The following is a 15,792-nucleotide window of genomic DNA, read 5'->3' on the forward strand; positions in this document are numbered from 1 at the left end:
CAATGGCTGCACTGTTCGTCCTATCCTAATCCAGAGCTTCGTAATGTTGCATCTTTTCCGAGAACAGCAAACGTGCGGCATCGAGCAAGATGATGACACGTTTACCGAGCACTGCCGTTCCGGCGGCATAGGGAGCAACCCACTGTGGAATATTGGTCTGGCGTGTGCTCACACTGGCGATAACGTTGTCAGGAATGGGGAGCATCTCGCTGACGCTATCCACCACCAGACAAATCACCATCTCATTATATTGCACCGATAGCAGGCGAGTGCGTGGATTATAGGGTAGCGGCTCCCTTTCCAGGAAGGTGCGCAAATCCACCACGGAAGCGATGGAGCCGCGGAGATTGATCACCCCCCGGACCCAGGGAGCAACATTCGGGACCGGGGTCACGTCGAGCAGGCGCTCCACGCTTTGAATGTACTCCGCCTTGAAAGCAAACTCCAGGTCGAGCAGAGTAAAAGCAAGGTACTGCTCGCCGGGTACCTCAGTGGGTACACCGGGAGCAGCTGCCGTATTGGTCCGCACTTGCTCAGGCTGCAACGCCGAGGCCCCCCATGCCGGAGGATGCGCTCCCCGTTGCTGCTGAGCCAGGAGAGCGCGTTGCAACATGTTCAGGTCATCGCTTGCCACAGGATTACTCCCAGCTTCTGGTCGCACATCGGGCTGTGTCCCCCTTGCCTCGCCTGTCTAGGGTCGCTGGCTGAGGCTGGCTAGGCTACAGGAGCCGGCGCACATTGGCCACCAGTTCTTCCTCGTTAAAGGGCTTGGTCATGTATAGATCAGCGCCCTGCCGCAGGCCCCAGGAGCGATCGAGGGGTGTATTCTTGCTTGTCAGCAAGATAATCGGGATATGCCGACTCAGCTCCGATGATTTGAGCTTGCGGCACAGCTGAAACCCGCTCTGCTTAGGCAGGACCACATCCAGGACGATGCACTGTGGACGCTCCTTAAAGACTTTCTCCACAGCCTCGTCACCGTCGACCGCTGTCACCACTTCGAAGCCACTGTTGCGCAGTGGGGTTGCGATCATCGTGAGTTCAGTCCAGCTGTCATCTACAACGAGCACCTTCTGCCCTGGCATTTCCCCTATACCTCTTGTTGTAACTTCTCCAGAGTCAAAACATTAGCTTTTTAGGAAAGAAAGGCCAGTCACGTGCGTGTCGCAATCCCTAAGCAGGCTTGGGCTGTGTTCTGACCTGGATCTGACAGCGGGCCAGAGCTACGTTATGGAATAAGCGGAGCACCACTATGCTGTTGGTGGGCCTGGCCAGCGAACTGGCAGATCAGATAGGGAGGCAAGTCTGTAATGCGCGCTGACCGCTCGGTCCTCTCACACTGCGTCTTGCCGAGTTCTGGACCGCCGCCGGGCAGTCCTTCCCCTCCCCCTTCAGCCTTCCTTCTCTGCCCCCTCTTCTGTCTCACCACTTGCCTCAACAGATCCCACTCTCCTCCCGTAGTGACTCGACTTGACTTGACCCGAGACGTCGATCAGAGCGTCTTCTCCTTCCCCTGGTTGGCCTCACTGCCCTACCCTGCCCTGCCCTACCGTCGAAGCTGGTCCAGCACCCTCTTAGACAGGCCCAGATCACCGAGAGAAGCGTCTCATCCCTAACCGCGGCGACGCAGCCGCGGGCGCATACCTTCGTAGCGCGGAGGAACACGCTCCTGCCAGTTGACCAGATGCTTCTTGACCGTTTGGACCAGCTCGGCAGAATCGAAGGGCTTTGTGATGTACTCGGTAGAGCCGGCTAGGCGACCGCGCATCTTGTCGAACAAACCATCTTTCCCACTGAGCATAATAATAGGTATCTGTCTAAACTGCAAGTTTTTTCGTATGATCTGGCAAATTTGGTACCCGTCCATGCGGGGCAGCTGTACATCCAGGAGAATCAGTGCCGGCATTTCGTCCGCTACCGAGGTGAGGGCGCTCAGCCCATCGCCCGCGGCAATGACACGGATATTTTCACGCTGCAGGGTCATCTGCACAATCTTGCGCACGGTAGGGCTATCATCTACAACCAGTACCGTCGGTACTGCTGACATGCTTAGATCGACCTCCTTCGCGTCTCAGGCCACCCGTAGGCGCTACCGCTCTCCGGGAACCCTTGCCATTGTCCCTCCTCCCCTCGACGTGGCGGTTGCGGCTGAAACTCACGCCCCCTGGTTCGCTGGACGTTGCGATAGGCTCTGACCTTCTGATACTCCTGGATCTCAGCATCGATCTCGGTCAGAAAGGCCTTCCAGGCAACGTTGAGCTGCTGTCTCGTGTGCGAATTGCCGACTTCATCTTGCAAGACGGCGGTAAAAACCATTCGCAAGAACGCCGACAACCCCACGACCGCCTCCCAATAAAATTCTTCTAGCTGCTCACCTTTGACCAGCTTGTCCAGGGTCAGGATATCACCACAGTCAAGCTGCCCATCGACAAAGCTGGCTGTCTCTAGAATGGGATAATACTGCTTGGCCAGGAGCTGCAAGGGCTGCGAGAAGGTACGCTCAAGATAGCGGATGATTTCACCCGTGGGCACATGCCCCCTCCCGCGCAGGCTCCTGGCAAAGCGTCCGTGATGCACCAGTAGACCATTGATGCATTCAACCAGCACACGAATGAGATTCAGCAGGTGCAGCTCAGGGCTGACATTCTTGCGCTGCTGCCAGAGCGTGTGCTGGCAGCGAATCAGGAGATCGTGCAGGTCATGCTGGAGGGCTTTCTCCAGCTCGGTGTCCACTAACTCGATCAATCCCAGCTCCAGCAGGCGAGCCATGAGACGGGCGACTCGCGCCTCCGGCATCATCAGCGCCAGGGAGATGGCCTGCAGGGGGATCTCGCCGTTACAGAGCGAGAGCACCTCGATATACTCCTGGCTCAGCCCCAGGCTGCGCAGGTCGTTGCTGTTTTTGACTTCTGGCAGCCAACGCGCTACGCTGGCGCGCGTCAAGTGCAGCTCACCCATCTCCTCCCACTCATCGGCCTGGCGCAGGGCCTCTAGCAGGACTGAGTCGATGTCGAGCGGCTGCATGCGGCTCTCGATCGCCAGCAGGCGCCGATGAAAGGAGAAACGCCCCTCGGCCCAGCGTAAGGCGTGGCTGATCGACTGGGTCACGGCAAACTCCAGCCGGCGCTGCATCTCCTCAGCGCTCATCCAGCCTCGTTCAACCAGCAGCGCCAGTGCCACTTGCATATCACCTCGCGCCAGCTCGCGAATCATCTGCGCCCTGCGTGGATCGAGCCGATTGAGCAGGCAGAGCATGGTGAGCAGATCAAGCTGGGGAGCACCCTCTTCGCGCAAAGCCACAATCTGGCCCTTGCGCAGGGCGATCGAAAGTGTCTCAGGACCGGAATGGACAAACAGCGTGCCTGTCTTACCGCTGAGGGCAAGCATCTTGAGAATGGACTGCAGACCCAGCGTCTGCAGGTCACCATCCATAATACGATCTTGCTGCTCCATTCTTCTCTTCTTCCTTTTCTTCTCTATGCAAGTGGTCGCGTTGCCGGTGCCAGTTTCTGCAGCGCCTGCTCAATCGCTGCCTGCAGGTGCTCGACAAAGAAGGGCTTCTCGACGTAGACCACCGACTTCTCTTCTCGTAGATAGGGTCTGCGCTCCAGTTGCCGCGGCGTCAGGGCACTCATCAGCACAAAGGCCGGCGGACTGGGCAGCGCACTGCGCTTCAGACAGCGCATCATTTGATAGCCATTCATCCAGGGCATGATCAGGTCAGCAACTACGCAATGCGGTCGCCACTCAACACAACGCTCCAGCGCCTCTAATCCATCGTGGGCCACCGCTAGCTCGTAGTCAGCAACGGCCTTGAGGGATTGCTGAATCGTCTGAGCAACGTCAACGTCGTCGTCGACAATCAGCACCCGTGCCCGGTTGCCCTCAGCTCCTTGCCTGCCCCTGATGAAAGACTCGCCTCGTTCTTCGCTCGTCTGAACCAGCCGCTGCAGGGTACCGAGGTAGCGTAACAGCCGTCCTACGTCAAAGGGCTTGAGCAAAAAGGCTACAACGCCTAGCTCCTCTAGCCGATCTCGCGAGACGGAGCTGCTTCCCATGATCACAGTAAAGCGAGCTTCCGGCCAGCTTCTTGGAGGCTGCAGCAGCTTCTCCCCCTCTCTCTCCCCCGCTCCCTCCCTATCTCCATCCATGTCATATAACAGGACGTCTCCTACCCAACTCCCCAGGTCTATCTCTCCCCCACGCAGCAGGACTCGGACTTCATAGCCGCGCTGGCGCAGATGCCTTTCTAAGATGGTGTTCAGACTTTCCTGCTGCCCCACAATGAGGACTCTGAGCGGCCTTGGCCGCACCATCGCTCTAGCCATAGCATGCCTGCTCGCTTTGCCTCTGTCAAGAAATACCGGTAATATAGTAAAGAACTCCCATTCTTCCGAATAACAGTGTACAGCAAGCCGGCTCAATTCGCCATATAGGACAGCCTTGTTAGCATTAAAATCCCATTAATTATTCCTCTGCCGGGGCAACGTTGCTCACGCTAGAGGCAGCAGTCGGCTGTTGATCACGCCTCCCATCCGCCTGGAAAACATAGCCAACCCCAGGCTCGGTGAGGATATAGCGCGGGCGCGAGGGTTCTTGCTCGACTTTGCGCCGTAGTTGCCGCACATAGACGCGCAGATAGTCCGCCTCTTCTCCGTACTCAGGCCCCCATACCGCTCGCAGCAAGGTGCGATGGGTCAGGACCTTGCCAGCGTGCAGCATCAGTTGCCGCAATAGCTCAAATTCTGTTGGGGTGAGGCGAACCTCACGATCACCCGCCCGCACATAACGGCGCTCGACGTCCATAACCAAATAGCCATCGCTGCTGCGCAAGACCTGCGCTTCTTCTTGCTGCCTGCCCCCTCCACCACTGGCAGCACGGCGCAGGCAAGCCCGCACGCGCGCTAACAGCTCGGCGTTACTAAAGGGCTTGGTCAGATAATCATCCGCCCCCAGATCCAGGGCGCGGACTTTCTGCTTCTCTTCAGTCCTGGCTGAGAGGACAATGATGGGCACCTGACTCTGGCGGCGAACTTGCTCACAGACTTCCAGGCCGTCGATGCTCCCCGGCAGGCAGAGGTCGAGTAGGATCAGGTCAGGTTCATGCTGGCGCACAGCATTGAGCGCTTCTTCTCCGTTGTCGGCCACTAACACTTCATAGCCGCTCATGAGCAGGTTTCTGCGCAAAATACGCTGAATTGAGAGTTCGTCATCGACAACTAAGATGCGCTTGCCTCGGGATCTCATTCTTGTTCCTCCGACAACCGTGCAGCGGGCGAAGGCAGGCTGTGGGCCGGGCCGGGAGCGGGCCCACAGGAGCAGACTGGCAGGGCAAAGACAAAGATGGCTCCTCCTCCCACGGAGGACTCTATCCAGATCCGCCCTCCATGCGCCTCGATGATGCCTCGGCAGATGGCCAGACTCAGGCCATTTCCCTGGGGGTCAACACTATAAAAGGTTTTGAAGATACGCTCACGTTCTCCTTCCGGCAGCTGATAGCCATGAGCGAGGAGGCGACCGTGCAGTACGCCGTCAACGATCTCGAGTTTGACAGCAATCTCCTCGTTCGATCGGTTATGACGCAGAGCGTTCTCCAACAGATTATAAAAGACGCGCTCCATCTGTGCGTAATCAGCGTGGACAAGCAGCGGCAATGGAGGCTGCAGATATGGGCGAATGTTGAGCTTTCTTCCCAAGCTGCGCTCTAGGCGCAGGAGGGCGCTGTTGAGCAGCTCACCCATGTCGCACCACTCTTTCTCAAGGGTGAGAGCCCCCATCTCAATACGCGACATCTCGATCAGCGCGTTGATGAGCACGGTCAGATGATCGGTCTCGGTATCAACCTCGCGCAGAATTTCACGCCGCGTCTCTTCATCCCAGACAATGCCTGGCTCCAGTAGCCCGGTGATGGCCGCTTTGATGGATGTGAGGGGCGTGCGCAGGTCGTGCGAGACCGAGGAGAGCAGGGCCAATTTGTTCTTTTCGTCGCGCACCTGCTCGGTGATATCGTGGGCTTGGAGCGCGTAGGCTTTGAGCTGGCCATGCTGGTCTTTGACAGGATGACGGGTGAAGAGATAATGGCGATCGAGGCTCGTGTCGTCCTGGCCGGCCCCCCCTCGCCGCTCGTGTCGCCTGTTCTCGTCACCGTCTGCCGCTCTGGTGGCCGCCTGCCCATGGAGTGGTTCGCTGGCAAAGGCACAGCGTAGCTCCCAGGTCCGTGCCTGTTCCTGGGTAAACTGGCCGAGGTATTGCTCCAGTTGCTCACGATTGCGCGCAAGGATGAGCAGGGTTGAGAAAATTTCAGCGAGTCGCCGACTATCTCCGGCTTGCAGGCGAACGCCACACAGGCTCTCCGCCGCTGGATTCATGTAGATGCAGCGCCCGCTGAGATCCACAGCAAACCAGGCATCAGTAAGATGACCCGGCAGGTGCTCATGAAGCTGGACCAGGCGGCTCAGTTCACTCAGTATGCTGGCCCGCTCAAGCGCTTCCTCGGCGCCGCGCGTGAGTAGGGCGGCGCTGGAATCTTGCGCCGGAGTAACGACCTTTGTCTCTGCCACATCTACAATCTGCTTATCAGACAACGCCTGGGGAGTCCCAACAGCCTGCCTGCGCTGACGCACGGCGTTCATCAGAGTCTGCAGGTTCTGCTCAGGACAGGTCAGCAGATAGTCGGCAATGAAGCGCAGAAGGCTCATAAAGCTGATGCCAAAGGTCTGCTCAAATTCGCTACGTACCTGCTCCAGTAGCTGCTCCTCCTCTTCTTTGCCCCATTGTCTTTGAGTCGCTTCGAGTCGCGCAATGATCTCTCGAAAGCGTTGCTGCCGCCGTACCGCTTCGAGCAGCATACCATTGTGAATGGCGATAGTGGCCTGACTCGCAAAGAGTGAGAGGATGTCTACTTTGAGTGGTGTAAAACCACCCGGTTCTTCAGAGCAGAGCAGTAAGGCTCCGTAAACGGTGGAGTCAGTGACCAGCGGATGGACAAAGATAGAGCGAATCTTGAGCTGGCTATAGAGAGGCTGGCTGGCTGGGAAACGCGAGTCATTGCCGATGTCATTCGAAAACTGCGGCTGGCGATGAAGCAGGCTGTAGCCAATGATGCACTGCTCGCTGAGAGCCTGCCCTTTCTCGATAATACGCGCGAGGGTGTGGGCCTCCAGACCAGCCTGAGCTTCGAGGCGTAAGCCCCCCCTCTGGCCCGGGCGGTCGAGGGTGACAATCGCTGACCAGACGCGCAGCGCCTCGGCAATACCGTTGACGATGCGCTGAAAGATGGTGGCCAGATCCATCGTCGAAGCCAGCGCATTGGAGACGGCTTTGAGCGCTTCCCGCTGCCGGTCCTGAATCTGGGCGCTGCCGCCTACCTGCACCCCTTCGATCGCAGCCGCCAGGACCCGCCCTACCGCTTCCAGCAGACGACGCAGCGAGGGATCATCATAGGTACCCAGCTGACAGCTTCCCAGCTCCAAAGTGCCCAGCACACGATCTTCGACTACTAATGGCACAATGGCAGCCGAGCGCAGCTGCGGGTGGCCGCTGAGGGCATCCCCTACCTTCGCCGGCGGTCCATCCGCTCCCTGCGGATAGTTCTCGACGAGCATAATGGGGTGTCTCAGCACCTGCTCCGCCCGCGATTCGGGTAACGGGTGCTGATGATGGCGCGCCTGCCAAGCATCGCCCTCTCCTCGCCAGCAGACTGTCACGCGCACAGCTTGACGGTCATGCCTTAGAAGGACTACGCCAAAAACGTCAAATGGGATGGTCGGCGTCAGCTCTGCCGCAAGCCTGGTATAGTCGGGTTTCGAGCCACGCACGCTCGCAATAATGCGAAACACACGCTCGACGATAGCAGATTCATCTAGCGTGGAGACGCGCGTCCCTGCTTTCATTGTTCCCCCCAACAATGAACCGGGCTACCACCTCTTGAACAGTTAGCCTGGAGTTTTTTCTCTACACAATCATCAGCAGTATAACACAAAAGGATGACACAAGTAGTCGGCAAATTCATCCGCATTGATCGCCTTACTCTGCTTCTGTTGAGCTGGTGATGCGGCCCCCTCTGGCCCGAAGGTACTACCGGAACTGTTTTCAAGCCGACCGAACGGTTTTTTATAGAGCATTCTGGCCCGGCTCCGGCTCTCCGCAGAAGTCTACTCTATTATCAGACGGGCGGCAAGACCACCAACAGGCGCGGTTAAGCGGATCGATCGATCCGCTCGACCATCGCACCGTCCGTCAAGACAGGCGCACTCTCGCCTCCCCAAGGGATTACGCAGCAGCATAGCCGGTCAGTTCAACATAGCCTTCTCCGTCGACGGCATGGCCTGCGCTCTGACCCTGAATGCTCACGGCCCCCTCCCAATAGGCGTTGCCAGTCGACTGGTAGGTCACCAGCTCTTGATCTTTCAGCTCTGGCTGAAGAGTGAGCTGGGCAGAGAAGCGTCCATCGCTGATGACGATCCGCCAGCCAGAAGGATAGCGGGCATGGGTCACCGGACTCAGCCAGGTTGCCAGGGTTTGAACGCGCAGCGCACTGGCCGGCAAGAGGTGGTCCTGACCACTGGGATCGATGAAGCTCACATAGGTGGAGATAACCCGCTTGCTAGCATCACGGATCAGATAGAGCATCAGCTCGCTATTATCATTGAGCTGCAAACTGAACCAGTCCCAGCCGCCGCCGGCCAGAGTGAGGAAGTTTCCCCATTGGTGGTCCATCCAGGCCAATCCCGTGACAGTCAGGGTCTGGCCATGATCAACCAGGAGGCCGCTGACGGCTAAACGAGTGCGCGAGTAATAGTAGGAGAAGCCTGCCAGACCATAGGTGATCAGCCCGTTGCCATTATGCAAGACAGCTGATTTGAGCGCCTGGAGCTGCAACTGCAGGGCATAGTCTGGCATGACAGCTGCCAGTTGATCTTTCCCATTGCGCCCCTGCATGTGCCAGGGGCCGACCTGGAGCTGGAAGCCTCCCTGGCTGCTCGCTCCTGCAGATGAAGGATCAAGTTGCAGCACGCGCTGCTGCGCAAAGTGAAACTGACCACGGGAGATGTCGCTGATGGCGAAATGAGCTGCGTAGACAGGCGGCAAGTCGCTACGCAGTACTTGGAAAAAGACCAGCTCGAAGCCATAGTGCAGGAGACGCCCGTCGTTGGCGCGGGCCTGGAGGTGGCCAGTATAGTACCACCACTCGGTGAGGTCCTTATGCGGGGCCTCGTCCTGGGGTAGACGAATGGGAGGCAAAGGCGTCGCCTGGGCGGTGACAGGCACCAGCGGCAGCTGCGCTGAGGTAGCCGGAATGCCCGGAAAGGCGCAGGCGCTCAAGCCGCTCAGTCCGGCCAGCAGCGCCAGCAGAAGATAGAGCAGCTGTCCAAGACGGCAGCCTCTCCTATGCAGCGTGCTCATTATAGCCTTCCTCCTTGCTGGGACCGGGGATGAGCAGGCTGCTCTCCCTCACTGCTCACTAACGTCCCTCCCTCACTGCTGACCTCGTGGCGGCCTGCTTCCTCCTCAGCCAGGAGGGTAGGCCGGCGTTGGACCCCGACAAATGGCAGCCACCAGTTGAGATTGCCCAAGAGCCGCATGGTCGCTGGCACAAGCAAACCTCGCACGAGCGTGGCATCGCAGATGACAGCCAGGGCCATGCCCAACCCGAGAGCCTTCACGAGGATCATATCGGCAGTGGCAAAGCAGGCACTGACCACCACAACAATGGCAGCTGCGCTGGTGATGATTCCCCCACTGCGTTGCAGGCCAAGGGCCACCGCCTGGGTATTGTCTCCGCTCTCCCAGTAGGCTTCTTGCACCCGGGAGAGTAGAAAGACCTCATAATCCATCGAGAGGCCAAAGAGCGAGCAGAAGAGGAGAATGGGACTGGAAGCTTCGACGAAGCCCAGGGGTGTGAAGCCCAGCAGCTGATGCAAGAAGCCCTCCTGGAAGATGACAACCAGCGCTCCATAGCTAGCCAGGATCGATAGTGTATTCATAAGAATGGCCTTGAGCGGCAGCAGCAGCGAGCGGAAGAGCAGCAGGAGCACGACATAGGTGATGCCCGCTACAATCAGCGCCGCCTTCGGGAAATCCCCATAGAGGGCCTCGACGTAGTCGATGTTGCTGGCGCTCCCTCCGGCAACAAGCACATGCATGCCCGGCCCCGGAGGCGTGTTACGAATGGTCAGCACCAGCTCCTCTGACTGCTCCGAGAGCATGTCATACTTACTGATGACAGTGACCATTGCCAGGTTGCCCGCGACCGAGGATTTGAGCAGACCGGATAAATAGGGATCAGCAATGAGTTGTGGGTGGGTATAGAGTAGCTCATATTCCTGTAAAGTCAGACGAGGATCAGCGCTCACGATACTGTCGACGCGGGCCACGCGCGGATCAGCTTCTAGCCGCTGGACATAGCGATAGAGCAAGGCAATATTGTTGGGCGTCAGCACGTCGCCTTGCATCTGAACGGCCAGTAGAATGGGCGTCGTCTCGCGCGCGTTGAAACGCGAGATCAAGAGATCATAGGAGACGCGCGACGGGACATCTTGGGGCAGGATCGAGGCCCCCGGCGCCGAAAAGCGGACCGCCAGGAAGGGTAACCCGAGGGCCACCAGCAGCACTAAGACCGGGAAGAAGAAGCGTAGCGGATAGCGCATGACCAGATGCGATAGCCGATACCAGAATCCCTGATGTGGCTGAATGAGGGCGCTGCGTGCCCCAGCCAGAGCCACTTCTTCTGTCGCTGCATCTACATGAGCAGCCCGCCGCTGACGCCACCAGCCCCACAGCCAGGAGAGGCGCACGGGCAGAGCGTTGACGCGCGTCCCCAGAATGGCCAGCATGGCCGGCAGCAGGGTCAGGGCCGCCACTACGCAGAGCATGACCACCAGCATACCCCCCAGACCAACCGAGCGCAGCATGTTAATGCGGAAGAACGTCAGTCCGAAGAGGCCAATGGAGACGGTAAAACCGGAGAAGGTTACAGCTCGCCCAGCGGTGGCCACGGTAACGGCCACCGCCTCACCTGGCTTCCGACCACGCGCTAACTCTTCGCGAAAGCGGCTGACCATGAAGAGGGAATAGTCAACCCCCAGCCCGAGGCCGAACAGAGTGGTAATGTTCAAAACAAAGATCGACAGCGGGGTGACATGCCCCAGCCCAAAGATAATGGCCAGCGCCACGACCACCGCTCCGCCACCAATGATGGTGGGTAAGAGCGCGGCAATGACAGAGCGGAAGACCAGGAGCAGGGCAATGAGAGCAAAAGGAAAGGCCAGCAGCTCGGCTCGTCGCAGATCACGCTCGCTGACAAACTGAATATCTTCGTAGAAGACGGGGCTGCCGCCAACGTGAATTTCCAGATCCGGCTGCGCCCTCAGCCTGCGCTCCAGCTCGGGCAAGAGGCGCGGCGCGCTGTCGGGATCAGTCTTGAGCATGACATTGGCATAGGCGCCATGACGATCGAGCGAGATCTGCCGCGGATTATCCAGGTAGGTGACAACGCTCGCCACTTCAGACCAGCTCCGTACCTCGGCGAGTGCTTGCTGCATCTGCTGGACGAATTGCGGGCTGTCCACACGATAGCGCTGGCTAGTGAAAATCACTTGGACAACCGTCGGATTGAGATGGAGCTTGCTGGTGAGCAGATCGAGCGCTCGCTGCGACTCAGCATCAGGGCTGAGCAATCCCCCCGGCTGAAGCACCTGGCTGGCCCGTGGTGCAAAGGGTAGAGCCACGAGAGCCAGAAGTAACCAGAGCAGGAGGATCAGCCAGCGTGCCCGAACGGTCACCTGGCCTAGCGCATAAAAAATTGACCTTCTCGGTTTCTGCATGTATACTCTTCCTCACCTGGGGGCCGCGCCCGGCAGACCGGCTGTGCTGCTGGCTCTCTGACGGCTCAGTCAAGGCAGCCGAGCCGCTCGCCCCTCACTCCGCGTTCATCTCCGTGCGGGGTCGCTGTGAAGATGTTCCTGAACGACATTGCTGTTATACTAGTAGACAGCTTTTGTCTGTGTGTCAAGGGGAGCTGGCACTCGGAGGAGGTCCTATGACGAAGCAGCTAGCAAAGCAGGCGACAACGAAAAAGCCGGTACAGGGCGACGGCCAGCCAATTCAGGTCATCGCTGTCAATCGCCAGGCTTACCATGACTACGATGTGGAGCGCACGGTAGAGGCCGGGATCGCCCTGGCTGGCACCGAGATTAAGTCGATTCGCGCTGGCAAGGTCAATCTCCGCGGCGCGTACGCCATCGGCAGAAACGGCGAGCTGTGGTTGGAAAATATGCATATCTCTCCCTACGAGCATGGAAACATCCACAACCATGACCCGCTGCGCCCTCGCAAGCTGCTGCTGCACCGCCGCGAGATCAACCAGCTTCTCGGCAAGGTCAGCCAGAAAGGGATGACACTGATCCCTCTGAAGCTCTATCTCAAAGACGGTCTCGCCAAGATTGAGCTGGGCCTTTGCCGCGGGCGCAAGCTCTACGACAAGCGGGAGGCCATTGCCGAGCGCGATGCCCGTCGCGAGATGGAGCGCGCTCTGCGTCGCCGCTGAAGCTGATGCTTCGCCGCCCAACCCAGGCGAGCGGCGCAATCACAAGCTGATCCTCATCTCGCTTTCTTCGTAAGTAGAGGAACAAGTCGCCAATGGACCAGGAAAAGCAAGTGGAGCAAATTCATCATTTTGTAGAACAGATCAACCAGCGCCCGGGCTTCGGCCAGCTTCTGGGCATGCGCGTAGAGGCGGCGGAGCCAGGGCGTGGGCGAGTGCGCCTGACAGTCGATGAGCGGCTGATGCACCCCCAGGGATTGGTGCACGGCGGCGTGATCTTTTCATTGGCCGATACAGCTATGGCTATGGCCCTCCTGGCCTCCTATCCGCCAGGGACACATACCGGGACGATCGAGGCCAAGATCAACTATCTCCGCGCCGTGCGCAATGGGCAATTGCTGGCGGAGGCTGCCATCATCCATCAGGGCCGGACCACGGCGGTGCTGGAGGCTACGGTCTATCATCAGAGCGACGAAAGGCAGGAACAGCGCGCGGTGGCCCGCGTCTTGAGCACCTTCTATATCTTCCCAAGCGAGGAGAAGGGCACCCACGACGAGCATACTGGCTAGTTTGCCAGCTCGCCTCTCGGACTAACTAAAACTAAAAAGAAGCGATGTGTGAGCGCTCGGCCACTGAGGCTTCGCCTGTCTCTCTGGCCTTAGCAGCGTAATGTTGTTCGAGACGGAGGAGCGTCAGGAGTGAGAGCAGTGCGACCAGGCCAAGGATGGCTGTCAGGCAAATCAGGCCATCAAAGCCAAGACGATGGGCGAAGAGACCAGCCAGGCCATTGCCTAGCAACTGGCCCAGGCCAAGAAAGACCGAATAGAGGCCCATCAGCAGACCGCGATCCATCGCGCTCTCCTCAGTGAGATCGGCCAGATAGGCCAGGGCAGAAGGGGCAAAGCTGCTTTCAGCAAAGATTCCTAGCAGGAGCACAGGAATCCAGATCCCTGGAGCCAAATCACCTCCGAGACGGTGATTCATGCCCCAGAGGGCCATCACGCCCACATAGAGACCCGCTACGGAAGTGAGCATCATCATCAGGCGGGGCAGATGGGCAAGGAAACAGGCCCAGAAGAGCAGTGAGAGACCGAAGAAGAGGACATAGCTACCCAGGACCAGGCTCAGGCGCCCACCGCCACCAGGTCCGCTCATGATGCCCATTAAGAGCTGATCACCCATGCGTCCAGGGCGGGAGAGTAAGAAAGGCAGCTGTGAGCTGACCCAGATACCCAGCAGGGCACTAATACAGATCCAGGCTGGAATAAAGATAAAGAGGCGCGGCTTGTGCAAGATTGCCAGATAACGTCTCATCAGCAGCGCCGGGCCAGTGTGTTCAGTCACCTGGGTAACACGAGGAGCCAGGAACATGCAGAGCGTCACCAAGGCATAGAAGAGGGCTAACAGAGCAAAAGCCCAGGAACCAAAGCGGTCCCAGGCAAAGCCGCCTACGACGACCCCGGCTGCTATCCCGCCACTGGTCGCCAGCTCATAGAAGCCCATGACCCGCATGCGTCCTTGCTCATTCCGCCTGGTCAAATCGGCCAGATAGCCCAAGACTGACGGGGTGATCATCGCTGTCGCCAGGCCCGCAAGCACCTGCAAGGTCAGCAAGAAGGGCAACGGCGAGGCCATAGGTGTCAGCGGTATCAGCAGCATCCCCAGCACGCCCAGTAGGGGGCCCAGGACCATAAAAAGGCGCCGTCCCCAGCGATCGCTCAACGCTCCCATGAACGGCGCGAGCGTCAGCTCAGTAGCATAATAGACGACAGCCAGCAGCCCCACCTGAATAGCCGTAATGTGATGCCCTGCATGAATAGCCAGGCGGGCCAGGAATAGCCCCAGGACGATTCCCCCAGCACCAGTATTGACGCGCAAGAGAAAGGTTCCCACAATAAGCGGGATGGCCGATCGCCGCACCATATCGCCCCCTCAAGTTCCAGCCAACCTACCTGCCTATCTCGCCAGATCGTCGCACGTAGGTCAGCTTCCTCACCGCCTGCTTTGCCCCCTCTTCCTCAGCGAGGTCGCCGTTAGTCTTCACAGCCAGCCTGACCTGTTCAGCCTCCTCCATGCCTAGAAGCGCGCTGCCTGACCCTCACCTTCGCCTGAGAGGCCATAGTGGCCTGCTGCTGTGGCCTTGCGATAGCTGCGCAAGGTCCAAACGGCAATAATCCCTCCAACGATCAGCAGGACGACTGCAACAATAAGGAGCACCAGCAACAATATACGCAATCCTTGATGATCAGAAGCACTGCTCAGAGAAAGAGCCAGTAGTGGCATCAATGATAATCCTCTCTCTCCCTGATGAAATAGTTCCCCCGAACAGCTCTCTATCATCAGGACGGGAGAGGCAGAAAGAAAGTAACGCACTCCCCCCTCCCTCTATCCCTCCAGAAACCAAGCAGGTCAGCCTCAGTCCTCACTCGCCACGCGCGGTGGAGTCCCAGACGAGCAAGGTAAAAGAGGCTGACCCTGGCTATCAGTTAGAAGCAGTATTAGGCTTTATGCTGCTCTGCCTGCTGAAGACTGAGCGCTCCCGGCAATAGCTGTTTTTCATAGCAGCAGTAGTGGCGCACCATCGTTCTCCCAGCAGGTGCTAACAGCCGCGCCGGGCCTCTGGAACCGGGAGCTGAGCGTTCCTCCTCTTCCAACTCCAGTTCCAGCGTCAGGCGCCCTCGCTCAGACCAGGCTGTTTGCGTCTGACCCTCAATGACAATGTACCAAAAGCTCCTCTCTAACTGGTAGCCTTCACGTTCCAACAAGGCTCGGGCGGATCGGTTGCTATAGGCCACCGTCGTTGTGAGCAGGGCGCAGCCGCGCTCTCTGACGACAACGTTCTCCAGGGCGGCACGCGCACGCTGTTCCGCCAGGCGCAGCAAGAGCGTGCCAATGCCTCGGCCTCGATAGGCCGGGTGAACGCGGACGCAGAAAGCCCAATTGCTCCCTTGCGCCAACTCAGCCCCGGCGACGGCGACAGCCCAAACAGCGCCATAGCCCACTACCTGGCCCTGACGCGTCAGAATTAACCAGGCATCACTGCTCAGCAGGAAATCCATCCGCTGCCAGCTTGCACTGAGATCTCCATCTTCCTCATGACCCTCCTGCTCCCCTTCAACCCGTGCACAGATGGCAAACAGTTCTTTGACAGCCGGCAGGTCCGCGGCTGTCGGAGAGCGCGCCGAGAGATCGCGCAAGTAAACAGCCATCCGTTGTCCTCCTCTGGAAGGGGAAACCACGGCAATAAA

At 58.8% G+C, this 15,792-nt stretch carries 14 protein-coding genes; 2 read left to right on the forward strand and 12 right to left on the reverse strand.

Annotated elements, in window-relative coordinates; all coding sequences use genetic code 11:
• Positions 1-25 precede the first annotated feature (25 nt).
• The 9 genes from A4R35_RS08075 to A4R35_RS08115 all read right to left on the reverse strand — a co-directional run bounded on the left by A4R35_RS08075 (position 26) and on the right by A4R35_RS08115 (position 11,825).
• A complete protein-coding gene (locus A4R35_RS08075) occupies positions 26-634 on the reverse strand; it encodes a chemotaxis protein CheW (RefSeq protein WP_112428246.1) in 609 nt (202 codons plus the stop codon).
• Between the two features lie 85 nt (positions 635-719).
• Positions 720-1,085 carry a response regulator transcription factor gene (locus tag A4R35_RS08080; RefSeq protein WP_052888275.1) on the reverse strand — a complete coding sequence of 122 codons (366 nt, stop codon included), beginning with the start codon at positions 1,083-1,085 and terminating at the stop codon, positions 720-722.
• 527 nt (positions 1,086-1,612) lie between these two features.
• Positions 1,613-2,047, reverse strand: a complete 435-nt coding sequence (locus tag A4R35_RS08085) for a response regulator (protein ID WP_052888274.1) — start codon at positions 2,045-2,047, stop codon at positions 1,613-1,615.
• Positions 2,048-2,049: 2 nt separating this feature from the next.
• The gene (locus tag A4R35_RS08090) at positions 2,050-3,453 is read right to left on the reverse strand and encodes a DUF4388 domain-containing protein (RefSeq protein ID WP_112428249.1); all 1,404 of its coding nucleotides are present in this window, start codon (positions 3,451-3,453) and stop codon (positions 2,050-2,052) included.
• A gap of 23 nt (positions 3,454-3,476) precedes the next feature.
• Positions 3,477-4,328, reverse strand: a complete 852-nt coding sequence (locus A4R35_RS08095; protein ID WP_112428251.1) for a response regulator — start codon at positions 4,326-4,328, stop codon at positions 3,477-3,479.
• Between the two features lie 139 nt (positions 4,329-4,467).
• Positions 4,468-5,247 carry a response regulator transcription factor gene (locus A4R35_RS08100; RefSeq protein WP_112428253.1) on the reverse strand — a complete coding sequence of 260 codons (780 nt, stop codon included), beginning with the start codon at positions 5,245-5,247 and terminating at the stop codon, positions 4,468-4,470.
• Positions 5,244-7,892: a sensor histidine kinase gene (locus tag A4R35_RS08105; RefSeq protein ID WP_112428255.1), complete on the reverse strand. Its 2,649-nt coding sequence runs from the start codon at positions 7,890-7,892 to the stop codon at positions 5,244-5,246. The genes A4R35_RS08100 and A4R35_RS08105 overlap by 4 nt, the downstream gene beginning before the upstream one ends.
• Before the next feature lie 379 nt (positions 7,893-8,271).
• Positions 8,272-9,405 (reverse strand): lipocalin-like domain-containing protein, encoded by a 1,134-nt coding sequence (locus A4R35_RS08110; protein ID WP_112428257.1) that lies wholly within the window; start codon positions 9,403-9,405, stop codon positions 8,272-8,274.
• Entirely contained in the window at positions 9,405-11,825 is a 2,421-nt protein-coding gene (locus A4R35_RS08115) for an MMPL family transporter (RefSeq protein WP_112428259.1), read from the reverse strand. Before A4R35_RS08115 ends, A4R35_RS08110 begins: the two co-directional genes overlap by 1 nt.
• A 215-nt stretch (positions 11,826-12,040) precedes the next feature.
• On the opposite strand from A4R35_RS08115, the gene smpB reads away from it, so the two are divergent.
• On the forward strand, positions 12,041-12,547 hold the full coding sequence (gene smpB / locus A4R35_RS08120; RefSeq protein ID WP_112428261.1) for an SsrA-binding protein SmpB: 507 nt from the start codon (positions 12,041-12,043) through the stop codon (positions 12,545-12,547).
• A gap of 92 nt (positions 12,548-12,639) precedes the next feature.
• The gene (locus tag A4R35_RS08125) at positions 12,640-13,113 is read left to right on the forward strand and encodes a PaaI family thioesterase (RefSeq protein WP_112428263.1); all 474 of its coding nucleotides are present in this window, start codon (positions 12,640-12,642) and stop codon (positions 13,111-13,113) included.
• A 31-nt stretch (positions 13,114-13,144) separates the two neighbouring features.
• On the opposite strand, the gene A4R35_RS08130 is transcribed toward A4R35_RS08125, so the two are convergent.
• From A4R35_RS08130 to A4R35_RS08135, 3 genes are all read right to left on the reverse strand, one after another.
• Positions 13,145-14,467, reverse strand: coding sequence for an MFS transporter (locus tag A4R35_RS08130; RefSeq protein ID WP_112428265.1), 1,323 nt, complete (start codon positions 14,465-14,467; stop codon positions 13,145-13,147).
• Between the two features lie 153 nt (positions 14,468-14,620).
• Entirely contained in the window at positions 14,621-14,827 is a 207-nt protein-coding gene (locus A4R35_RS23865) for a hypothetical protein (RefSeq protein ID WP_146747145.1), read from the reverse strand.
• Between the two features lie 215 nt (positions 14,828-15,042).
• Positions 15,043-15,753, reverse strand: coding sequence for a GNAT family N-acetyltransferase (locus A4R35_RS08135; RefSeq protein ID WP_112428267.1), 711 nt, complete (start codon positions 15,751-15,753; stop codon positions 15,043-15,045).
• Positions 15,754-15,792: the final 39 nt, after the last annotated feature.

The sequence above is a fragment of the Thermogemmatispora tikiterensis genome (assembly GCF_003268475.1).
In the GTDB taxonomy this organism is placed as follows: Bacteria; Chloroflexota; Ktedonobacteria; order Ktedonobacterales; family Ktedonobacteraceae; genus Thermogemmatispora; species Thermogemmatispora tikiterensis.